Raw genomic sequence first — 21,905 nt, 5'->3', positions numbered from 1 at the left:
TGCTTATGCCTGTACCAGTGGGCCGGGATTCTGCAAATAGTGCTCTTTAATAGCCTGCGCCGCCATCAGGGTAATCGCGCCGATGGTATCGGTCGGGTTCGCCTGGAAGTTTTGCGGGAAAGCGTTACCGCCCGGCACAAACACGTTGTGCACATCCCAGCTTTGCAGGTACTTGTTCAGCGCCGAGGTTTTCGGGTTGTCGCCCATCACCGCGCCGCCCACGTTGTGGGTAGAGACGTATTTGGTCAGGTCAAAGTCAGCGCCCATCGGCAGGAAGCTCATGCTCATGCTGTCCGGATTCAGCTCTTTGGCGATGTCGCCAACGATGCCTTTCAGGTGCTGCTGCAGCTTGAGCTCGTTCTGTTTCCAGTTAAAGGTCATGCGCAGCAGCGGCTGACCGCGATGGTCGGTGTAGTGCGGATCCAGATCCAGATAGATATCGCGGTACGACTGGCAGGTGGTGGTAATACTGATCTTCATCGAATGGTTGTACCACTGCTCCAGCCCCTCTTTGTACCCCATGCCCCAGCTTGGTGTGCCTTTCGGCAGCGCGGTGCCAATCGGCGTACCGGTTGCCTGCGAACTGTGGATTTTGGCACCACCGAGGAAGCCGAGTCCCGGACCGTCGAAGTTGCCAGGCGAGATGTCATTAAACATCTGACCGGTGGCGCCAGCGGTGGCGAAGGCGTTGAAGTTTTTGTCCTTGAAGAACAGCGTGGCGCCGCCGTTGGAGAGAAACGCATAGTTACGCCCGACGACGCCCTCTTCGGTGATCGGGTTGTAGGGCTTGCCGATACCGGACAGCAGCATCAGGCGCACGTTGTACAGCTGGAAGCTGGAGAGCACTACAATCTTCGCCGGCTGGAACACTTCGTTGCCGTCGGCATCGAAATAAAGCACGCCCTTCGCGGTTTTGCCGTCGTCGTGCAGCACCACTTTGTACACTTCCGCATGTACTTCATACGAGAAGTTCGGCATGCGCTTCAGCGCGTCCATCACCGCCGTCTGCGGCGAGGCTTTTGAGTAGTTCAGGCACGGATATTTCGAGCAGTAGCCGCAGTAGTTGCAGGGAGCGATCTGGTTGCCGTACGGGTTTTTCCACGCGCGCGAGACGCAGGCTGACGGGTTCGGGAACGGATGATAGCCCAGCTTCTTCGCCGCCTCTTTGAACATCACGTTGTTCAGCGTATCGTCCAGCGCCGGCAGCGGATACGGCTCGGAACGCGGGCCTTCAAACGGATCGCCGCCTTCCAGAATCTGCCCGCGCAGGTTGCCGGTGGTGCCCGACTGGCCGCAAATCAGCTCAAACTTGTAGAAATACGGCTCGATCTCATCCCAGGTGAACGGGAAGTCCATCACGCGCATGTCATCCTGCAGGATGCCGGGCTTATACGCCTGATCGACGTAGGTTTTCAGTTTGATATCGGTGGGCGTGGGGCGAATCAGTACCGCTGTCCAGTGCATGCCCGCGCCGCCGACGCCAGTACCCGGAGCAAATGCGCCCCATTTGCGGGTTGGCAGCGCCGTCTGGTCCATGTTGTAACGCACGGTGACCGCCACTTCTTTTGGCGTGGCGAACACTTTGTTGCGCACGTTATAGGCGTACTCATCGGCCGGTTTCGGGTAAGCGAAATCCGGGTAGTCGCGCTCGCCGCCGCGCTCAAGGGCGCGCACGTCCAGTCCGGCCATTGCCAGCTCGATACTCATCAGCGAGCCGGCCCAGCCGAGGCCGCACACCACGACGTCGACTTCTTTCTTTGTAATCTGTGCCATGTTTTTCTGTCTCACATACCAAATACGGGGATTCAGGCGCGTTCGCCCATCAGGCTGACCGGTCCGAGCGGATATGGCACGTTGTGCTGCTTCACCCATTCGGTGAAGCTGGCGCGTGCCCCCGGGAAGCCGATGGCGATCCAGGCTTTCATGCCTTTGTTGCCGCCGTACATCGGGTCAGCGAGGTAGCCGTGTTTGGTATCGGAAAGCAGCTGGCTGAAGAACTGCGAGGCTTTCAGGTTCGGTTCGCCCAGCGCGGCGAAGTCGATACCGTCGTTTTTATTCACTTTGGTCAGCACCGCGTCTTTCTCTGCCAGCGTCAGCTGAGAGAACGCTTTGTGGTAGGTGCTCTGCGTCCACTGCTCCACCAGTTTGATGCCGGTGCGATACATCTGCTGCGGCGTGAACGGAATCTGATAGCCCATGGTGGCGGGCGCGTGCACGTCAAACGGCCCCTGCAGGTAGATCTCTGCGCCGAACTCCGGGCTGTGCAGCTGCTGGTCAATGAAGATCGGCACGTTGGTTTCCAGCGCACCCGGCGCTTTGCCGTTGCCACCGGCGGGGATCAGGCGATCGGTCGCGGCCAGAATAAATTGCCACTCCTCAGCGCTAAAAAAGATCGGTTTATAGTCGGCAAGGTCCGGTGCTGCCATTTCCGCAGCCTGGGCTGCAGTCAGTCCTTTTAAAACCAGGTCGCTTAATGGCAAAGCCAGCAACGACCCAAGTAAAAACTTACGTCTGGTGGTCGGTTTTTCTAAAAGCATGGCGCGACGACTCTCACTTGCTAAGAAAGGGAATTATTTTTGTTAATAGATTTATAAATCGGCAAACAAGCTGGCAATCTTATGGATACAGATATTTCAGGATGTAAGCATTAAATTATAAATGTGTTTTGATGAGAAACCATCAACCTGATGAAAAGTCGCCAGGCGCTGTGGACGCGCTTTCGCAGCGGGAATTGCGCTTTTAACCGTACAAATGCCAGGAGATTAGCGCCAGAGACTGGGCAAATGACTGAAACAAATCGGCGTGAGAAATAGTCGCTCAGCTTAATTAATCAGAAAAAATCATACTTCCATACCAGAGCTTATGCTTATCAATAACCGCTTATTGGCTCAATGCGCAACGTCTGAGCGGTTTATTTCCTGAATATGACAGCGCGCGCACAAAATAACCGATTAGTTAATTGCCGGTATTAATTGTTATTTCCGGCACAGCTCAGAACAAACCGGCATTTAGCCAGCAGCGCGACAGCGATAAAGTCGTCGCATCAATTACTCAGGATAATCATGATGCGAGCACTCTTATTGTTCTTCACCTTATTCAGCAGCGCCTTTGCCCTGCAGGCCGCCACGCCAAAAGACACGCTGGTGGTGGCCGTGCCGCTCGACGGCATTATCAGCTTCGACCCGGCAGAAAGTTTTGAGACCGTCAGCAACAGCGTGCAGCGCAACATTTATCAGACGCTGGTAGAGGCCGATCGCGATGCGCCACAAAAACTCGCGCCGCTGCTCGCCACCTCATGGCAGCCAGGCAGCACGCCGCACAGCCTGGTGTTCAATCTGAAACCGGATGCGCATTTCGTCAGCGGTAACCCGGTGACCGCACAGGACGTGGTGTTTTCGCTGACGCGCGCGGTGCAGCTCAATAAAGCCCCGTCGTTTATTCTCGCTGAGTTTGGCTGGACGGCGGACAACATCGCCAGCCAGCTGCGGGTTGTGAACGATCATCAGCTGGAGATTCAGTGGCCGGCGCAGATTGGTCAGGACCTGGCGCTGCGCCTGCTGACCGCGCCGGTGGCCTCGGTGGTGGACAGCAAAACTGTGCAGCAGCACATCACCGCCAACGACAGCGGCAACGGCTGGCTGCACACTCACTCCGCGGGCAGCGGCGCATTCAGCATCCAGCAATATGTGCCGCAGCAGGCGCTGGTGCTGAGCGCAAATCCGCACGCCAGCCCGCAGCCGCAGCTGAAACGCATCCTGCTAAAAGGCGTGGCCGATGCCGGTGCGCGCCGCCTGCTGATTCAGCAGGGCGATGTCGATGTGGCGTACCAGCTGGGCCCGGACCAGATCGATGCGCTGAAAAACGACAAGCAGTTGCGCATCGAGGCCTTCCCGTCGAGCCTGGTCTATTACCTGGCGTTTAATACGCAAAACAAAGCGCAGCCGGCGCTGGGTAATCCGGCGCTGTGGCAGGCGGCGCGCTGGCTGGTGGATTACAACGCCATTTCACGCGATCTGCTGAAAGGCCAGTACCGTATTCACCAGAGCTTCCTGCCGCAGGGCTTTGATGGCGCGCTGGAGAATCAGCCGTTCCATTACGATGTAGCCAAAGCTAAAGCGATCCTGGCGCAGGGCGGTATCAGGCCCGGCAGCAAATTCTCGCTGACGGTGATCAATCAGCCGCCGTACATCGACGTGGCGCAGGCGCTGCAGGCCAGCTTTGCCAAAGCCGACGTGCGGATTGAGCTGCAGCCGGTGGCGGAATCGGAACTGTGGGGCAAAATGCGCGGACGTGATTTCCAGTCGATCTTTATTTACTGGGGCGCCGACTATGTGGATCCGAATACCAACGCCAGCGCCTTTGCCTATAACGTGCCGGACGGCTCGAAAACGCTGGCGTGGCGCGTCGGCTGGGAGATTCCCGAACTGAGCGCGCAGACGCGCACCGCAGCCGGTGAGAGCGACGCCAGCCAGCGCCGCGCGCTGTATACCGCGCTGCAACAGCGCGTACAGCAGGATTCGCCGTTCGTGGTGATGCTGCAGGGCGCGCAGCAGGTGGCGGTGCGCAATAATGTCAGCCACGTGCAGCAGGGCATCGGCGTGAGCCTGCTGTTTTTCGATGCGGTAGAGAAGAGGTAGGTCGGTACGCGCTGCCCCTCATTCCAGCCTTCTCCCGCCTGCGGGAGAAGGGCCGATCGCGTGGGCAGCAACCGGAACTCCCCTTATTTTTCACCCCAATATCCCTCTCTCTCCCGCGCACCGCTTGCTATTCTTTGAGTCATTATGCATTGCCGGAGAGCGCAAAAATTATGACTACCCCACTGCTGATCGCCCAGACGCCTGACCTTCAACTGCATCTGCTGCCCGCCATGGCTAACCGTCACGGACTGATAACCGGCGCGACCGGCACCGGTAAAACCGTGACGCTGCAAAAGCTGGCGGAATCGTTTTCTGCCATCGGCGTACCGGTGTTTATGGCTGACGTCAAAGGCGATCTCAGCGGCATCGCGGTGCCAGGCGACGGTTCAGAAAAGCTGCTGGCGCGGCTGGCGAAGATCGGTGTTACCGACTGGCAGGCGCAGAAAAATCCGGTGATGCTGTGGGATATCTTCGGCCAGCAGGGCCATCCGGTGCGCGCAACGGTGTCCGATCTCGGCCCGCTGCTGCTGGCGCGGCTGCTCAGCCTTAACGAGGTGCAGTCCGGCGTGCTGCAAATTATCTTCCGTATCGCCGACGATCAGGGCCTGCTGCTGCTGGACTTCAAAGATTTGCGCGCCATGACACAATATATCGGTGATAACGCCAAAGCATTTCAGACGCAGTACGGCAATATCAGCAGCGCCTCGGTGGGCGCCATTCAGCGCGGCCTGCTGGCGCTGGAGCAGCAAGGGGCCGAACACTTCTTTGGTGAACCGATGCTGGATATCCGTGACTGGATGCGCTGCGACGCTGACGGCAAAGGCTTCATCAATATCCTGGCGGCGGAAAAGCTTTATCAGCAGCCGAAACTCTACGCCACCAGCCTGCTGTGGCTGCTGGCGGAACTGTATGAACAGCTGCCGGAAGCCGGCGATCTGGACAAACCGAAGATGGTGTTCTTCTTTGACGAAGCGCATCTGCTGTTTAACGACGCGCCGCCGGTGCTGCTGGAAAAAGTAGAACAGGTGATTCGCCTGATTCGCTCGAAAGGCGTTGGCGTGTACTTTGTCACGCAGAATCCGGCGGACATTCCGGATAATGTGCTCGGTCAGCTGGGTAACCGCGTGCAGCATGCGCTGCGTGCCTTCACGCCGAAAGACCAGAAAGCGGTAAAAAGCGCCGCCGAAACCATGCGCGCCAACCCGGCGTTCAATACCGTGGAGGCGATTCAGGCGCTGGGCACCGGCGAGGCGCTAATCTCTTTCCTCGATGAGAAAGGCAGTCCGTCGATGGTGCAGCGCGCCATGGTGATCGCGCCGGGCTCGCGCATGGGGCCGGCCACTCCTGATGAACGCAACAGCCTGATCAACCATTCGCCGCTGTACGGCAAATACGACAGTGCCGTCGATCGCGAATCGGCGTTCGAAATGTTGCAGCAGGGCGTACAGGCCGCGCCGCAGCAGGCCGATGCGCCGCCCAGCAAAGGCAATAGCGTGGCGGTGGATGACGGCATTCTGGGTGGGCTGAAAGAGATTCTGTTCGGCAGCACCGGGCCGCGCGGCGGCAAGCGCGACGGCGTAGTGCAGAGCGTGGCGAAAAGCGCGGCGCGCCAGGTGACCAATCAGATCATCCGCGGCGTACTGGGCAGTCTGCTCGGTGGACGCCGCCGTTAATCGCCCTCTGCTATGATCGTGGTATGGATAAATATCAACAATTAAAACGGAGCAAGCGTCTGGCCCTGTCGCTGCTGCTGATTGCCGCCGCGACCTTTGTCGTGACGCTGTTTCTGCCGCCCACGTTCTGGGTGCTGGGGCTGAAGGCGATTGCCGAAGCGGCGATGGTGGGTGCGCTGGCCGACTGGTTTGCGGTGGTGGCGCTGTTTCGTCGCGTGCCGGTGCCGTTCATCTCGCGCCATACGGCAATCATTCCACGCAACAAAGATCGCATCGGCGAGAATCTTGGCCGCTTCGTGCAGGAGAAGTTTCTCGATACCGATTCGCTGCTGGCACTGATTCGCCGCCACGATCCGTCACAGCTGCTGGCGCAGTGGCTCAACACGCCGGGCAACGCCGATCGCATTGGCCGCCACCTGCTGCAGGTGATGCGCGGTTTCCTCGATCTCACCGACGATCAGCGTATTCAGCGCTTTTTGCGCCGCGCGGTGCATCGCGCACTGGATAAGGTTGATCTGACCCAATCCAGCGCGCTGCTGCTGGACAGCCTGACCAAAAACAATCGCCATCAGGAGCTGCTGGACGCTGCAGTGAAACAGCTGCTGCGTCTGCTGCACAAACCCGGCACGCGCGAGTTTATCGCGCTGCAGATTGTGCGCTGGCTAAAACGCGAACATCCGATCAAAGCCAAAGTGCTGCCGACCGAATGGCTCGGCGAACACAGCGCCGAGCTGGTCGCCAACGCGGTGGATTCGATTCTGGATGAAGTGGCGCGGGACCAGGGCCACGAATTCCGCCTCGGTTTTAACCGTGCGGTACAGCGCCTGATAGAGCGACTAAAAAGCGATCCGGAGATGGCCGAACGGGCTGAGACCATCAAATACTGGCTGAAAGAGGATGAGTCGTTTAACCGTTATATCGGCGAGCTGTGGCAGGACCTGCGCCGCTGGCTGAAGAGCGACCTCAACAGTGACGATTCGCGCGTGCAGGAGCGGGTGCGGCTGGCGGCGCTGTGGCTGGGCGAAACGCTGGCCGCCGATGAAGCACTGCGTACCTCAATGAATCAGCATCTGGAAGACGCTGCGCGCAGCGTCGCGCCGGAGTTTGCGGCGTTTCTCACCCGTCACATCAGCGATACGGTGAAGAGCTGGGATGCGCGCGAGATGTCGCAACAGATTGAGCTGAACATTGGCCGTGATTTGCAGTTTATCCGCATCAACGGCACGCTGGTGGGCGGTACCATTGGCCTGGTGCTGTTTTTGCTGTCGCAGCTGCCGGGCTGGGTGCAGACGTTGCGCTAACGGTGCGGGCATCGACCTGGTTGCCATGAATAAAAAAGGTCGCCATGAATGGCGACCCTACGGTAACGGTGCGGGAATGACAGGGGCGCCCTGAATCGCGCCCCTGCTACTATCACTACCGCCGTTTCAGCAACAGGTACAAACTGATGGCAAAGAATGCACCGCTCGGCAGAATCGCGCCCAGCACCGGCGGTAAACCGTACACCAGACTCAGTGGCCCGAAGATCTGATCCAGCACGTAGAACAGGAAGCCAAAGCTGATGCCGGTGACCACGCGCACGCCCATCGATACGCTTCGCAGCGGACCAAAGATAAACGACAGCGCCATCAGCATCATCACCGCCACCGACAGCGGCTGGAAGATTTTGCCCCACATATTCAGCAGGTAGCGCCCGGATTCCTGGCCGCTCTGTTTGAGATATTTGCTGTAGTTATACAGACCGCTGATCGACAGCGCGTCCGGGTCCAGCGCCACCACGCCCAGCTTGTCTGGCGTCAGATTGGTTTTCCATTCGCCGCTCAGGCTCTGTGAACCGGTAATCTGCTTCGGATCTTTCAGGTCCGACTCATCCACCTGAGACAGCTCCCACAGTTTGCGATCTTTATTCCAGACCGCGGTGGCGGCATAGCGCACGCTCAGCAGACGCCGCTGGTCGGTAAAGCGATAGATACTGACGCCGTCGATCTCGTTGTCGCCTTTAATGCGCTCAATGTAGATAAAGTCGTTGCCGTCTTTCGCCCACAGGCCGTTTTGCGTCGAGACCAGCGAGCCGCCGTAGAGCTGCTGCGCCCGGTAGTTACGCGCCATCTGCTCGCCCTGCGGGGCGACAAATTCGCCCACCGCCATGGTCAGCAGCACCAGCGGAATCGCGGTTTTCATTACCGCCAGCGCCACCTGCAGACGGGTAAAGCCGGAGGCCTGCATCACCACCAGTTCGCTGCGCTGCGCCAGCGTGCCCAGCCCCAGCAGCGCGCCCAGCAGCGCCGCCATCGGGAAGAAGATCTCGATATCTTTCGGCACGCTGAGCAGCGTGTAGTAACCGGCATCCAGCGCGGTATACGCGCCCTGCCCGGTTTTACGCAGCTGATCGACGAACTTAATGATGCCCGACAGCGACACCAGCATGAACAACGTCATCATGATGGTGTTGAAGATAGTTTTGCCGATATAGCGGTCAAGGACCTTAAACATCACACGGATCCTCCACGGCTAAAGCGCGCGCGGAAACGGCGCATCGGCACGGTATCCCATACGTTAAGCGCCACCGCCAGCGCCAGATACGCCAGGTTGACCACCCACATCCAGATCGCCGGATCAAACCGGCCTTTCGCCGCGTTGGAGCGCAGCGAGCTCTGCAGCAGGAAGAAGATCAGGTAGAGCAGCATTGCCGGCAGCATCGACAGCACGCGGCCCTGACGCGGGTTAACCACGCTGAGCGGCACCACCATCAGCGCCATCACCAGCACAGCGAACACCAGCGTCAGACGCCAGTGCAGCTCCGCCTGGAACTGCGGCGTTTTGGTTTTTATCAGCGTGCTGATATCGGCCTGATCGGCATCGTTAGGATCGAGCACCGCCTCTTTGTACCCCACCAGCGCCTGATAATTGACGAAGTCGGTAATACGGAAGTCACGCAGCAATGCCGTGCCTTCGAAGCGCGTGCCTTTATCCAGCGTCACCGTCTGCGAGCCATCTTTGTGCTGCTCCATGTGACCGCTGTCTGCCAGCACCACCGATGGCCGTGCATTGCCCTTTGGCCGCAGCTGCGCCAGGAACACGCTGCCGAACTTGTTGCCTTTCACGTCTTCGACGAACAGCACGGTATTGCCGTCGCTGGAGGTCTGGAACTGCCCCGCCGCCAGCGCCGCCGCGCCCGGGTTGGCTTTAGCATTTTGTGTCACTTCATCCTGATAGCGCGAGGACCATGGGCCAAGCCAGATCACGTTGACCGCCGCCACCAGCGAGGTGAACAGCATCAGGATCATCGCCGCTTTAATCAGGACGCCTTTACCCAGCCCGCAGGCGTGCATCACCGTAATTTCACTTTCGGTGTACAGCCGCCCAAGGGTCATTAAAATCGCCAGAAACAAGCTTAGGGGCAGGATAAGTTGTGCCATTTCAGGCACGCCAAGTCCTAACAATGTCAGAACCAGATTTGTTGGGATTTCGCCATCCACCGCCGCACCCAAAATCCTGACTAACTTCTGGCAAAAGAAGATAAGTAGCAGGATGAACAGGATAGCCAGCTGGCTTTTGAGCGTTTCCCGAACCAGATATCTAATGATGATCACGCTTAGTACGCCTGTGAAAACTTGTCTTTTTGCAGGAAAATCGCTAGTTTCAACGCTTATCAGCCATTTTTCTTCATCAATGGCCGTCTTGGTAGCTAAAATAGTATGACGAACGCGTTAGGGTGGTGAAAAAACAACACATTGTCACCCCACTCATTATGGCCGCCGGCGTTAAATTGTCATGGCGTCGCAACAAATTAATGGGTTACGAACGCGCTACATTCTAACGACAGCTAAGGCCGTTGTCTTTAAGATTCAGGAGAGTGCATGGAGTTCAGTGTAAAAAGCGGTAGCCCGGAAAAACAGCGCAGCGCCTGCATTGTGGTTGGCGTTTTCGAACCGCGTCGTCTGTCACCGATTGCCGAGCAGCTGGATAAGATCAGCGATGGCTACATCAGCGCGCTGCTGCGCCGCGGTGAGCTGGAGGGCAAAGTGGGCCAGACGCTGCTGCTGCACCATGTGCCAAATATTCTGTCCGAACGTATCCTGCTGATCGGCTGTGGTAAAGAGCGTGAGCTGGATGAGCGCCAGTACAAACAGGTGATTCAGAAAACCATCAATACCCTGAACGATACCGGTTCGATGGAAGCGGTGTGCTTCCTGACCGAGCTGCACGTTAAAGGGCGCAATACCTACTGGAAAGTGCGCCAGGCGGTAGAAACCTCTAAAGAGGCGCTGTACAACTTCGACCAGCTGAAAAGCAACAAAGTTGAGCCGCGCCGTCCGCTGCGCAAGCTGGTGTTCAACGTGCCGACCCGTCGTGAGCTGACCAGCGGTGAGCGCGCTATTCAGCACGGCCTGGCCGTTGCCGCCGGCGTCAAAGCGGCGAAAGACCTGAGCAATATGCCGCCGAATATTTGTAACGCCGCGTATCTGGCGTCGCAGGCACGTCAGCTGGCCGATGCGTACAGCAAAAACGTTACCACCCGCGTGATTGGCGAACAGCAGATGAAAGAGCTGGGTATGAACGCCTATCTGGCGGTCGGTGCCGGTTCGCACAACGAGTCGCTGATGTCGGTGATTGAGTACAAAGGCAGCAGCGACGCCGATGCGCGCCCTATCGTGCTGGTAGGTAAAGGGCTGACCTTTGACTCCGGCGGCATCTCCATCAAGCCTGCCGAGGCGATGGATGAGATGAAATATGACATGTGCGGCGCGGCGTCGGTGTACGGCGTGATGCGCATGGTGGCGGAGCTGAATCTGCCGCTGAACGTGGTCGGCGTGCTGGTGGGCTGTGAGAACATGCCGGACGGGCGTGCGATGCGTCCGGGCGACGTGCTGACCACCATGTCCGGCCAGACGGTTGAAGTGCTGAATACCGACGCCGAGGGCCGCCTGGTGCTGTGCGATGCGCTGACCTACGTTGAGCGCTTCGATCCGGAAGTGGTGATTGACGTCGCTACCCTGACCGGCGCCTGCGTGATTGCGCTGGGTCATCACGTCAGCGGGTTGATGTCGAACCACAATCCGCTGGCGCACGAGCTGATCAGCGCGTCAGAGCAGTCGGGCGACCGCGCGTGGCGTCTGCCGATGGCCGATGAGTATCAGGAGCAGCTGGAATCTAACTTTGCCGATATGGCCAACATCGGTGGCCGTCCGGGCGGCGCAATTACTGCCGCCTGCTTCCTGGCACGCTTTGCGCGCAAGTTTAACTGGGCGCACCTGGATATCGCCGGCACCGCCTGGCGCTCCGGCAAAGCTAAAGGCGCGACCGGCCGTCCGGTGCCGCTGCTGTCGCAGTTCCTGCTGAACCGCGCTGGCCTGAACGGCGACGATTAAGAGCCGGGGCGAATGCTGCGACGGTACGTATGGATGCGTTAAATACCGTGCGGCCATTGATACGGTGCGCATTAATGCGCACCCTACGGGTGTGATGGTGCGTATCACTGCGCACCCTACGGTGTAGGGTCGCCATTCATGGCGACCTGATTATCCGCCGCACGGTTTGTGAGGTCGCCGTTCATGGCGACCTTATTATTGGACGCCGCAATCTTACTGTCGCACAATGCGCCCCACTGTCATTGATGGAAATAACCTGCCATGAAAAACGCCACCTTCTTCGTCATGGAGTCTGAAAGCGCCAGCGACGGCTTAAGCGCCATCGAAGCGCTGGTGTGCGATTTGGCCGCCAGCCGCTGGCGAGACGGTAAGCGCATCCTGATTGCCTGCGAAGATGAACAGCAGGCCAATCGGCTGGATGAAGCACTGTGGCAGCGTCCGGCCAACGCCTTTGTGCCGCACAACCTGGCCGGCGAAGGCCCGCGCTATGGCGCGCCGGTTGAGCTGGCCTGGCCGCAACGACGCGGCAGTGCGCCGCGCGATCTGCTGATCAGCCTGCTGCCGCAGTTCGCAGATTTTGCTACCGGTTTCCATGAAGTGATAGACTTCGTACCTTATGAAGAATCCCTGAAACAACTGGCGCGTGACCGCTATAAAGCGTATCGCAGCGTTGGTTTCCAATTGAATACGGCGACGCCACCCCCGCCGCAAACGACATAGCAGATATGGAAAAGACATATAACCCGCAAGATATCGAGCAGCCGCTCTACGAGCACTGGGAACAGCAGGGCTACTTCAAACCGAATGGCGATACCAGCCAGGAAAGCTTTTGCATCATGATCCCGCCGCCGAACGTCACCGGTAGCTTGCATATGGGTCACGCCTTCCAGCAAACCATCATGGATACCATGATCCGCTACCAGCGCATGCAGGGTAAAAACACCCTGTGGCAGGCAGGTACGGACCACGCCGGTATCGCCACGCAGATGGTGGTTGAGCGCAAGATCGCCGCTGAAGAAGGCAAAACGCGTCAGGATTACGGTCGTGACGCCTTTATCGAAAAAATCTGGCAGTGGAAGGCTGAATCCGGCGGCACCATTACTCGCCAGATGCGTCGCCTCGGCAACTCGGTTGACTGGGAGCGCGAGCGCTTCACCATGGATGAAGGCCTGTCCAACGCGGTGAAAGAAGTCTTCGTCCGTCTGTACAAAGAAAACCTGATTTACCGTGGCAAGCGCCTGGTGAACTGGGACCCGAAACTGCGCACGGCGATCTCTGACCTCGAAGTGGAAAACCGCGAGAGCAAAGGCTCAATGTGGCACATTCGCTATCCGCTGGCGGACGGCGTGAAAACCGCCGAAGGCAAAGATTACCTGGTGGTGGCCACTACCCGTCCGGAAACCCTGCTGGGCGATACCGGCGTGGCGGTCAACCCGGAAGATCCACGTTATAAGGATCTGATCGGTAAAGAGGTGATCCTGCCGCTGGTGAACCGTCGTATTCCGATCGTCGGCGACGAACACGCCGATATGGAGAAAGGCACCGGCTGCGTGAAGATCACCCCGGCGCACGACTTCAACGACTACGAAGTGGGCCGTCGTCACAAGCTGCCGATGATCAACATCCTGACCTTTGATGGCGACATCCGCGAGCGTGCGGAAGTGTTCGACACCAACGGTGAAGTCAGCGATGCCTGTTCCGATGAAATTCCGCCGCAGTTCCAGAAGATGGAGCGTTTCGCCGCGCGTAAAGCGATTGTCGCCGCCGTTGACGAGCTCGGCCTGCTCGACGAAATCAAACCACACGATCTGACGGTGCCATACGGCGACCGCGGCGGCGTAGTGATCGAGCCGATGCTGACCGATCAGTGGTACGTACGCACGGCACCGCTGGCGAAAGTCGCGGTGGAAGCGGTAGAAAACGGCGATATCCAGTTTGTGCCGAAGCAGTACGAAAACATGTACTTCTCGTGGATGCGCGATATCCAGGACTGGTGCATCTCGCGTCAGCTGTGGTGGGGCCACCGCATTCCGGCCTGGTACGACAACAACGGTAACGTCTATGTTGGCCGCAGCGAAGAAGAAGTGCGTCAGGAAAACAATCTGGCCGCCGATGTGACGCTGCGCCAGGATGACGACGTGCTTGATACCTGGTTCTCTTCCGGCCTGTGGACATTCTCTACGCTGGGCTGGCCGGAGAATACCGAAGCGCTGCGCACCTTCCATCCTACCAGCGTGCTGGTGAGCGGCTTCGACATCATCTTCTTCTGGATTGCGCGCATGATCATGCTGACCATGCACTTCATCAAAGATGAGAACGGCAAGCCGCAGGTTCCGTTTAAAACCGTCTACATGACTGGTTTGATCCGCGATGAAGAAGGCCAGAAGATGTCCAAGTCGAAAGGCAACGTCATCGATCCGCTGGATATGGTGGACGGCATTTCGCTGGAAGATCTGCTGGAGAAACGCACCGGTAACATGATGCAGCCGCAGTTGGCTGAGAAGATTCGCAAACGCACCGAGAAGCAGTTCCCGGACGGTATCGTGCCTTCCGGCACCGATGCGCTGCGCTTCACCCTCGCCGCGCTGGCGTCCACCGGTCGTGACATCAACTGGGATATGAAGCGCCTTGAAGGCTACCGCAACTTCTGTAACAAGCTGTGGAACGCCAGCCGCTTCGTGCTGATGAACACCGAAGATCAGGATTGCGGCCAGAACGGCGGCGAGCTGAAGCTGTCGCTGGCGGATCGCTGGATTCTGACGGAATTCAACAGCACCGTGAAAGCGTACCGCGAAGCGCTGGATAGCTATCGCTTTGATATCGCTGCCAACATTCTGTACGACTTCACCTGGAACCAGTTCTGTGACTGGTACCTGGAGCTGACCAAGCCGGTGATGAACAGCGGCAGCGAAGCGGAGCTGCGCGGCACGCGCAACACGCTGGTGACGGTGCTGGAAGCGTTGCTGCGCCTGGCACATCCGATCATCCCGTTCATTACCGAGACCATCTGGCAGCGCGTGAAAGTGCTGAAGAACATCGACCACGATACCATCATGCTGCAGCCGTTCCCGCAGTATGACGCGGCGAAGGAAGACGCGGAAGCGAAGGCCGATATTGAGTGGATGAAGCAGGCGATTGTGGCGGTGCGTAATATCCGTGCCGAAATGAACATCGCGCCGAGCAAGCCGCTCGACGTGCTGCTGCGCGACTGCTCGCCGGCGGCGCAGCGTCGTGTTGAAGAGAACCGCAACTTCCTGTCGCGCCTGGCGCGTCTGGAGAGCCTGACCATTCTGCCAGCCGGCGAGAAAGGTCCGGTCTCGGTGACTAAGATTGTTGACGGCGCAGAGCTGCTGATCCCGATGGCGGATCTGGTTAACAAGGAAGCCGAGCTGGAGCGTCTGGCGAAAGAGCTGGTGAAGCTGGATGTCGAGATCGAGAAGATTCAGACCAAACTGGCTAACGAAGGCTTTGTATCGCGCGCACCGGAAGCGGTGGTAGCGAAAGAGCGCGAGCGCGTAGCCGAGCTGGAGCAATCAAAAGCAAAACTGATTGAACAGCAGGGCGTGATTGCGGCATTGTAAGCGCTTCAGTCCTGACGCTTAATCGAAGCCGGGCACTGCCCGGCTTTTTTCTATCGGAAGATTATGATGACCACCGCCACGCCACTTAACCTGCAGGTGCGCCCGATTGTCGCCGCCGATAATCCGCGGATTGCGCAGGTGATCCGCGATGTCTCCGCCGAGTTCGGCCTGACGGCGGATAAAGGTTATACCGTGTCCGACCCGCAGCTCGATCGGTTGTTTGAGCTGTACAGTGCGGCGGACAGCGCTTACTGGATCGTGGAGCATGAAGGTCAGGTGGTCGGCGGCGGCGGCGTGGCACCGCTGGCCTGCAGCGCACCGGATATCTGTGAGTTGCAGAAGATGTATTTCCTGCCGTCGGTGCGCGGGCTGGGTTTAGCGCGCGAACTGGCGCTGCGCGCAATGGATTTTGCCCGCCAGCGCGGGTTCCGGCGCTGCTACCTGGAGACCACCGGCAGCCTGACGCGCGCCATTAAACTCTATCAGTCGCTGGGCTTTGAACAGATTGCGGACGCGATGGGCTGTACCGGCCACGTGGATTGCGAAGTGAGAATGCTGCGGGTGTTGTGAGGGAAAAACCACTCACTTCTCTACCGCAACGCCCTGCGCCAGCTGACCAATCAACGCTCCCAGCGTCTCTACCGCCGCCTCAGCGCGTGCATCCCACGGCCAGGCGGTGTTGAAGCGGAAGCAGTGGCTAAAACTCTCGCTACTGGAAAACAGCTGGCCCGGCGCAATACTGATGCCCTGCTGTAGCGCCAGATGATACAGCTGCGTGGTGTTGATCTGCTCCGGCAAGGTAATCCACAAAAAGTAGCCTCCGGGCGTATCGCTGATGTGCGCCTCGGCGGGCAGCACGCGGCGCAGCGCTTGCTGTGCCAGCTGTTTGCGCTTCGCCAGCGTCTGACGCAGCTTTTTCAGATGCGTATCGTAGCTGCGGGTGCTGAGAAAATCCGCCAGCGCCAGCTGCATCGGCGCGCTGGTCGAGAGCGTACTCATCATCTGAATACGCTGCACGCGCTGCGCGTAGCGCCCCGCCGCGACCCAGCCCACGCGAAATCCCGCCACCAGATTTTTCGAAAAGCTGCCGCAGTGCAGCACGTAACCCTCGCGATCGAACGCTCTGGCCGGCAACGGCTTATCGTGGCCGTGATACAGGTCGCTGTAGACGTCGTCCTCTATCATCGCCACCTGATAACGCGTCAGCAGTGCCACCAGCTGCTGTTTGCGCCCGGCGCTAAGCGTGAAGCCGAGCGGATTCTGCCGGTTGGTCATCAGCCAGCAGGCTTTCACCGGCCAGCGCTGCAGCGCCTGCTCCAGCTCATCAAGATCGATGCCCTGCTCCACATCGCTGGCGATAGCTATCGCGTTCAGCTTGAGCCGTTCAATCGCCTGCAACGCGCCATAGAAGGAAGGGTTCTCGATCACCACCCAGTCGCCCGGTTCGGTCACCGCCTGCAGGCTGAGGTTCAGCGCTTCCATCGCACCGTTGGTAATAACGATGTCATCCGGCGACAGCGTAATGCCCTGTTGCGCATAACGCTGGGCGAGGATTTTTCGCAGCGCTTCATTACCGGGCGGCAGATTATTCAGGGCATCGGTGGGTTTAAGATTGTGCGAGACCTTCACCAGCGAGCGCATCAGCTGGCGCTGGGGAAACAGTTCCGGATCGGGGAAGGCAGAACCAAACGGCATGATGGCCGGATCGCGCGTCGCCTGCAGCACGTCAAACACGAAGCTGTTGGTATCGGCCTGGTCGGTTTTGGCGATCGCCTGGGTTGGCAAACGCGGCCGGCTCTCCGCCGCGCGCGGTGCCACGTAGTAACCCGACTGCGGCTTCGACACTATCCAGCCCTGGCTTTCCAGCACCTCGTAAGCGTGCATCACCGTCATCAGGCTGAGCCCGCTCTGCTCCGCCTGCTGGCGCAGCGATGGCAGCTTTTCACCCGGCGGCCAGATGCGTGCTTCGATTTGCGTACGTAGCTGATCTACCAGCTGCTGGTATTTGGCCATGGCGCCTCCGCTGCGGAAATGTCGCGCGCCAGTTTACATGGATTGGTTCGGAGAGGATATCGCGTCCTCAGAGACATTCAGAACTGATGTTGCACCGTACGACTGGAAGCTGAGCGAAGGTGTCAGGGATGCTGCGGCTTTTTGTTGGGTTGGGTGCGGTCTGGCCCTCACCCCGGCCCTCTCCCGCACGCGGGAGAGGGAGAAAAGACACACTGCGCGCACGCGGGAGAGGGGGAATGCTCTGCCGCTATGCCCCTACTCCGCCGTCAGCGCCGCGGGTTTGTCCTTCACAAAATCCGGTAGCTCGCTGATGCGCTCTGGCGGTAGCGGTTTGCCCAGCAGGAAGCCCTGCAGGGTGTCGCAGCCGAGACCGGTGAGAAACGCCTGCTGATCCTGGGTTTCCACGCCTTCGGCCACCACTTTGAGATCCAGCGACTGCGCCAGCGCGACGATGGCGGAAACGATGGTTGCATCTTCCGATTTCGCCTGCAGCTCGTTAACAAAGGCGCGGTCGATTTTCAGCTCGCTAGCCGGTAAGCGCTTGAGATACAACAGGCTGGAGTAGCCGGTGCCGAAGTCATCAATCGAGGCTTTTACCCCCATGCTGGTCAGCTCGGTGAGAATGCGCACGCTCTCTTCCGGATCGCGCATCGCCGTGGTTTCGGTGACTTCCAGCGTCAGCAGCTCCGCCGGGATCTGGTGCTGTTCCAGCGCCTGCGTCACGGTGTCGACCAGGTTGCACTGCTCAAACTGCAAGGCAGAGAGGTTCACCGCCACCGACCAGTGCGGATGGCCCTGCTGATGCCAGATGTGCAGCTGGCGGCAGGCTTCGATGATCACCCAGTTGCCGATATTAATGATCATGCCGGTCTTCTCGGCGATAGGTAAAAACTTGTCCGGCGTCAGCAGGCCGCGCGTCGGGTGCTGCCAGCGCAGCAACGCTTCGAAGCCAATGATCGGCCCGCTCGGCGCGCAGTACTTAGGCTGATAGAACAGACGCAGCTCGTTGCTATCCAGCGCCTGCCACAGGTCGTTATTAAGCTGCAGCTGCGACTGCGCCAGCGTGTTCATGGAAGGCTGGAAAAAGTTGTAGCCGTTACGGCCGTTGTTCTTGGTGTGATACATCGCGGCGTCGGCGTTAAACATCAGCTCGCGCTCATCCTTGCCATCACCGGGATAAACGGCGATGCCGATACTCAGCGACACCATCAGCTCGTAGCGTGACACGCTAAAGGGGCGATCCACGGCTTTTACCAGCGCATCCGCCACCGCGGCGGCATCATTAGGATCGCCGATCTCAATCAGCAGCACAAACTCGTCACCGCCCAGCCGCGCCAGCGTGTAGTGCCCTTTCATCTGGTCGGTCATGCGCTCGGTTACCGCAATCAGCAGGTTATCGCCGACGTGGTGACCAAAGGCATCGTTGACCGCTTTGAAACTGTCGAGATCCATAAACATCAGCGCAAACTGCGAGCGCTCGCGGTTGGCCTTATTGATCGCCTGCTCGAGGCGATCCTCCAGCAGGATGCGGTTCGGCAGTCGCGTCAGGTTATCGTGCAGCGCCAGCTGGGCCAGCTCGCGATTGGCCTCCGCCAGCGAGCGCGCGAGGATCGAGGTGCGCGCCTGCATACGCGCGTCGAGCATCGAAACCAGCAGCGTAATGCCGAGGATCGCCAGCGTCACTACTGTGACCAGCATCGCCAGCCAGTCGCTGTTCACGCCGTGATGGGTGGCGTGACTGTGCATCGGGAAGTTCGCCGCCGCCATGCCGGTATAGTGCATGCCGGCAATGGCGCAGCCCATCACCACGGCCGCCCCGACGCGCAGTAGCGTGACGCGGCCATGCCCTTCGCGCAGGTTGAACGCCAGCCACAGCGCAGCTCCGGAAGCCACCAGCGCAATCAGCACCGAAACCGCAATCCAGCCCCTGTTCCAGCTGATGCCCGGCTCAAACATCAGCGCCGCCATGCCGGTGTAGTGCATAGCCACCACGCCGGAACCCAGTACCAGCGCGCCGCCCAGCAGCCGTCGCCACGGCAAGTCGCCGGACGAGCAAACCAGCCACAGGGCAAAGATGGAGGCGAGAACCGCCACCACCATTGAGGCGGCGGTGAGCAGCGGATCGTAGCTCATCACCATATCCAGGCTCATCGACAGCATGCCGATAAAGTGCATGGCCCAGATGCCCACGCCCATGGCGAAACCGCCGCCCAGCAGCCAGACCAGCGCCACCCGGCCGGTGGAGGAAGCGACGCGCCCCGCCATATCCAGCGCGGTAAACGAGGCCAGCATCGCTACCAGTATCGAAACGATAACGGTAAACGCATCGTACGAAGTCACTAACATAGTGATTTCCCATATAAAAAAGCTGTGTTAAGTCAGCTGTGGTGTTGTTGAAATGAAAAAGAAAATGTTGGTTTTATAATTGAAATTATCGGCAGACCGGCTGCCGATATGAGTCACTGAACGATGAAAGCTTCCGATGTGAAGGAGAACAAAAATTGCTGGTCAGGCGCCGGTGAGCGGCAGCACGTTATCAGGAAAGTGCGGCGCAATCTGCGTTGATGCAGTGAATTCGCCGATGCGCTCCGCCGGCGTTGGTTTGCCCAGCAGATACCCCTGCAGCGTGTCAAAGCCGAGACCGGTCAGCAGGCGCTGCTGCTCTTCGGTCTCCACGCCCTCCGCCACCATACGCAGATTGAGACTTTGCGCCAGCGTCAGCATGGCGGTCACCACGGTTGCATCCTCGCTGTCGGCACGCAGGCTGTTAATAAAGGCGCGATCAATTTTCAGCTCGCTGGCCTCAAGATGCTTGAGGTGCAGCAGATTGGCGTAGCCAATGCCGAAGTTGTCGATGGCCACTTTGACGCCAAGCCGCTGCAGTTCGGCGATGCGCTGCTGGCTGAACTGCGGATCGCGCATGGCGATGTTTTCCGTGATTTCCAGCATCAGCGCGCCTTCCGGCAGCTGATAGCGCTGCAGCGTCTGGCGCAGCGTGTCGATCAGATCACGCTGATGAAACTGCAGTGCGGACAGGTTAACCGAGACGCTCCAGTCGCGGTTGCCCTCGTTCAGCCACTGCCGCAGCTGGCGGCAGGCTTCGTTGATCACCCAGTTGCCGAGCGCCACAATCTGGCCGGTTTTCTCGGCGCGCGCCAGAAACATATCCGGCATCAGCAAGCCGCGGCGCGGATGCTGCCAGCGCAGTAACGCCTCAAAACCCATCAGAATGGTCCCGCCCGCGCGAAACTTCGGCTGGTAGAACAGGCGCATCTCCTGGCACTCCAGCGCGTTCCATAAATCGTTGGCCAGCGCCAGCTGATGCTGTGCCACCGCGCTCATCACCGGCTCAAACAGGCTCCAGCCGTTACGCCCGCTGTGCTTGGTGTGATACATGGCCGAGTCAGCGTTAAACATCATCTCCTGCGGGCTGCGGCCATGCTGCGGGAAGATCACGATGCCGATGCTGAGCGAGACGCGCAGCGAGTAACGATCCAGCTCAAACGGTGCATCAATGCTGTGCACCAGCCGCTGCGCCAGCGCTTCAGCCTGGGTTGCCGCGTACTGCGGACACAGCATGACAAACTCATCGCCGCCGAGGCGCGCCAGCAAAATGTCCGCTTCCAGCTGGGTGCGCAGCCGTTCCGCCACGGCGACCAGTAAACGATCGCCGACATGATGCCCCCAGGTATCGTTCACCGCTTTGAAGCCGTCGAGATCCATAAACATCAGGGCAAAGGGCTGGTCATACAGCGTCGCCTGTTTGATTTGCATGCTGAGCTGCTGGTCGAGCATGACGCGATTGGGCAGTGCAGTGAGATTATCGTGCAGCGCCAGCTGGCGCAGCTCGCTGTTGGCGCGCCGCAGCCGGGCGGCAAGACGTGCTGCGCGCAGCTGGGCGTCCAGCATCGAGATCAGCAGCGTCAGACCGAGAATGGTGAGCGTGATGATGGTTACCCACACCGCCAGCCCCTCCTGCCCCATGCCGTGGTGCTGCATGCTGCCGGGCGCGCTGAACTGCGCGGCCGCCATGCCGGTGTAGTGCATGCCGGCAATCGCCACCCCCATCGCCAGCGCCGCGCAGGCGCGCATCAGCAGCAGGCTCTCGCCATGGCGCAGATGGAATGCCAGCCACAGCGCGGCACCGGATGCGCCGTAGGCAATCAATACCGACAACGCCACCAGGCGCAAATCCCAGTGAATGGCGGGTTCAATCAGCAGCGCCAGCATGCCGAGATAGTGCATGGCAACCACGCCGCTGCCGAGAATCACCGTGCCGCGCAGCAGCCGGCGGCGCGTCAGATGGCTGCCCTGCAGGCCCTGCGCAAAGGCGAAGATGCTGGTGAGAACCGCCAGCAGCAGCGAGAAGGCGGTGAGCGGAATGTCATAGCGCATGGTCATCGGCATCATCATCGCCAGCATGCCAATGAAGTGCATCGCCCAGATGCCAATGCCCATCGCCGTACCGCCGGCCACCAGCCACAGCTTCGCCAGCAGGCCGCGCGACACGGCGACGCGCCCGGCGGTATCCAGCGCCGTAAACGCCGCGATAAACGCCACAATCAGCGAAACGGCAACCAGAACGCTATCCCAGGTAACCAGCAACATGTGCGCTCCTCAACTCAACCC

The 21,905-nt window shown here is 59.3% G+C and carries 14 protein-coding genes; 7 read left to right on the top strand and 7 right to left on the bottom strand.

The features are described from left to right. Positions 1 to 3 precede the first annotated feature (3 nt). Positions 4 to 1,773, bottom strand: coding sequence for a GMC family oxidoreductase (locus tag AC6I8F_RS03260; protein ID WP_021506726.1), 1,770 nt, complete (start codon positions 1,771 to 1,773; stop codon positions 4 to 6). Positions 1,774 to 1,805: 32 nt separating this feature from the next. Further along, the gene (locus AC6I8F_RS03255) at positions 1,806 to 2,537 is read right to left on the bottom strand and encodes a gluconate 2-dehydrogenase subunit 3 family protein (protein WP_031279537.1); all 732 of its coding nucleotides are present in this window, start codon (positions 2,535 to 2,537) and stop codon (positions 1,806 to 1,808) included. Between the two features lie 525 nt (positions 2,538 to 3,062). On the opposite strand from AC6I8F_RS03255, the gene AC6I8F_RS03250 reads away from it, so the two are divergent. From AC6I8F_RS03250 to AC6I8F_RS03240, 3 genes are all read left to right on the top strand, one after another. Then, positions 3,063 to 4,637 carry an ABC transporter substrate-binding protein gene (locus AC6I8F_RS03250; RefSeq protein WP_498028511.1) on the top strand — a complete coding sequence of 525 codons (1,575 nt, stop codon included), beginning with the start codon at positions 3,063 to 3,065 and terminating at the stop codon, positions 4,635 to 4,637. 170 nt (positions 4,638 to 4,807) lie between these two features. Further along, positions 4,808 to 6,310 carry a helicase HerA-like C-terminal domain-containing protein gene (locus AC6I8F_RS03245; RefSeq protein WP_498028510.1) on the top strand — a complete coding sequence of 501 codons (1,503 nt, stop codon included), beginning with the start codon at positions 4,808 to 4,810 and terminating at the stop codon, positions 6,308 to 6,310. A 23-nt stretch (positions 6,311 to 6,333) separates the two neighbouring features. Beyond that, positions 6,334 to 7,611, top strand: a complete 1,278-nt coding sequence (locus AC6I8F_RS03240; protein ID WP_498028509.1) for a DUF445 domain-containing protein — start codon at positions 6,334 to 6,336, stop codon at positions 7,609 to 7,611. Between the two features lie 115 nt (positions 7,612 to 7,726). On the opposite strand, the gene lptG is transcribed toward AC6I8F_RS03240, so the two are convergent. Both lptG and lptF read right to left on the bottom strand, forming a co-directional pair. Beyond that, positions 7,727 to 8,803, bottom strand: a complete 1,077-nt coding sequence (gene lptG, locus AC6I8F_RS03235; protein ID WP_021506721.1) for an LPS export ABC transporter permease LptG — start codon at positions 8,801 to 8,803, stop codon at positions 7,727 to 7,729. Beyond that, positions 8,803 to 9,903, bottom strand: coding sequence for an LPS export ABC transporter permease LptF (gene lptF / locus AC6I8F_RS03230; RefSeq protein ID WP_031279533.1), 1,101 nt, complete (start codon positions 9,901 to 9,903; stop codon positions 8,803 to 8,805). The genes lptG and lptF overlap by 1 nt, the downstream gene beginning before the upstream one ends. A 267-nt stretch (positions 9,904 to 10,170) precedes the next feature. Here lptF and pepA point away from each other — a divergent pair, with 267 nt between their 5' ends. The 4 genes from pepA (at position 10,171) to AC6I8F_RS03210 (ending at position 15,833) form a co-directional block, all read left to right on the top strand. Further along, the gene (gene pepA, locus AC6I8F_RS03225) at positions 10,171 to 11,682 is read left to right on the top strand and encodes a leucyl aminopeptidase (RefSeq protein WP_021506719.1); all 1,512 of its coding nucleotides are present in this window, start codon (positions 10,171 to 10,173) and stop codon (positions 11,680 to 11,682) included. Between the two features lie 261 nt (positions 11,683 to 11,943). Beyond that, positions 11,944 to 12,402 (top strand): DNA polymerase III subunit chi, encoded by a 459-nt coding sequence (locus AC6I8F_RS03220; RefSeq protein WP_021506718.1) that lies wholly within the window; start codon positions 11,944 to 11,946, stop codon positions 12,400 to 12,402. A gap of 5 nt (positions 12,403 to 12,407) precedes the next feature. Continuing rightward, positions 12,408 to 15,263 (top strand): valine--tRNA ligase, encoded by a 2,856-nt coding sequence (locus AC6I8F_RS03215; protein WP_058757216.1) that lies wholly within the window; start codon positions 12,408 to 12,410, stop codon positions 15,261 to 15,263. 63 nt (positions 15,264 to 15,326) lie between these two features. Beyond that, positions 15,327 to 15,833, top strand: a complete 507-nt coding sequence (locus tag AC6I8F_RS03210) for a GNAT family N-acetyltransferase (RefSeq protein WP_370586218.1) — start codon at positions 15,327 to 15,329, stop codon at positions 15,831 to 15,833. A gap of 12 nt (positions 15,834 to 15,845) precedes the next feature. Here AC6I8F_RS03210 and AC6I8F_RS03205 read toward each other — a convergent pair whose 3' ends face one another. The 3 genes from AC6I8F_RS03205 to AC6I8F_RS03195 all read right to left on the bottom strand — a co-directional run bounded on the left by AC6I8F_RS03205 (position 15,846) and on the right by AC6I8F_RS03195 (position 21,884). Beyond that, entirely contained in the window at positions 15,846 to 17,276 is a 1,431-nt protein-coding gene (locus tag AC6I8F_RS03205) for an aminotransferase-like domain-containing protein (RefSeq protein ID WP_498028508.1), read from the bottom strand. A 255-nt stretch (positions 17,277 to 17,531) separates the two neighbouring features. Further along, on the bottom strand, positions 17,532 to 19,622 hold the full coding sequence (locus AC6I8F_RS03200; protein ID WP_498028507.1) for a putative bifunctional diguanylate cyclase/phosphodiesterase: 2,091 nt from the start codon (positions 19,620 to 19,622) through the stop codon (positions 17,532 to 17,534). Positions 19,623 to 19,784: 162 nt separating this feature from the next. Then, positions 19,785 to 21,884, bottom strand: a complete 2,100-nt coding sequence (locus tag AC6I8F_RS03195) for a putative bifunctional diguanylate cyclase/phosphodiesterase (protein ID WP_498028506.1) — start codon at positions 21,882 to 21,884, stop codon at positions 19,785 to 19,787. Between the last annotated feature and the right edge of the window lie 21 nt (positions 21,885 to 21,905).

Source organism: gamma proteobacterium symbiont of Axiagastus rosmarus (assembly GCF_059730925.1).
The sequence above is the reverse complement of the archived record's forward strand: the minus strand, read 5'-3'. Positions and strand labels throughout refer to the sequence as shown.

Bases quoted from the DNA above. Each gene is read 5' to 3' on its own strand.
- AC6I8F_RS03195 (WP_498028506.1), bottom strand. From the start codon at position 21,884: ATGTTGCTGGTTACCTGGGATAGCGTTCTGGTTGCCGTTTCGCTGATT.
- AC6I8F_RS03260 (WP_021506726.1), bottom strand. From the start codon at position 1,773: ATGGCACAGATTACAAAGAAAGAAGTCGACGTCGTGGTGTGCGGCCTC.
- AC6I8F_RS03255 (WP_031279537.1), bottom strand. From the start codon at position 2,537: ATGCTTTTAGAAAAACCGACCACCAGACGTAAGTTTTTACTTGGGTCG.
- AC6I8F_RS03240 (WP_498028509.1), top strand. From the start codon at position 6,334: ATGGATAAATATCAACAATTAAAACGGAGCAAGCGTCTGGCCCTGTCG.
- pepA (WP_021506719.1), top strand. From the start codon at position 10,171: ATGGAGTTCAGTGTAAAAAGCGGTAGCCCGGAAAAACAGCGCAGCGCC.
- AC6I8F_RS03215 (WP_058757216.1), top strand. From the start codon at position 12,408: ATGGAAAAGACATATAACCCGCAAGATATCGAGCAGCCGCTCTACGAG.
- AC6I8F_RS03220 (WP_021506718.1), top strand. From the start codon at position 11,944: ATGAAAAACGCCACCTTCTTCGTCATGGAGTCTGAAAGCGCCAGCGAC.
- AC6I8F_RS03210 (WP_370586218.1), top strand. From the start codon at position 15,327: ATGATGACCACCGCCACGCCACTTAACCTGCAGGTGCGCCCGATTGTC.
- AC6I8F_RS03205 (WP_498028508.1), bottom strand. From the start codon at position 17,276: ATGGCCAAATACCAGCAGCTGGTAGATCAGCTACGTACGCAAATCGAA.
- AC6I8F_RS03200 (WP_498028507.1), bottom strand. From the start codon at position 19,622: ATGTTAGTGACTTCGTACGATGCGTTTACCGTTATCGTTTCGATACTG.
- lptG (WP_021506721.1), bottom strand. From the start codon at position 8,803: ATGTTTAAGGTCCTTGACCGCTATATCGGCAAAACTATCTTCAACACC.
- AC6I8F_RS03245 (WP_498028510.1), top strand. From the start codon at position 4,808: ATGACTACCCCACTGCTGATCGCCCAGACGCCTGACCTTCAACTGCAT.
- AC6I8F_RS03250 (WP_498028511.1), top strand. From the start codon at position 3,063: ATGATGCGAGCACTCTTATTGTTCTTCACCTTATTCAGCAGCGCCTTT.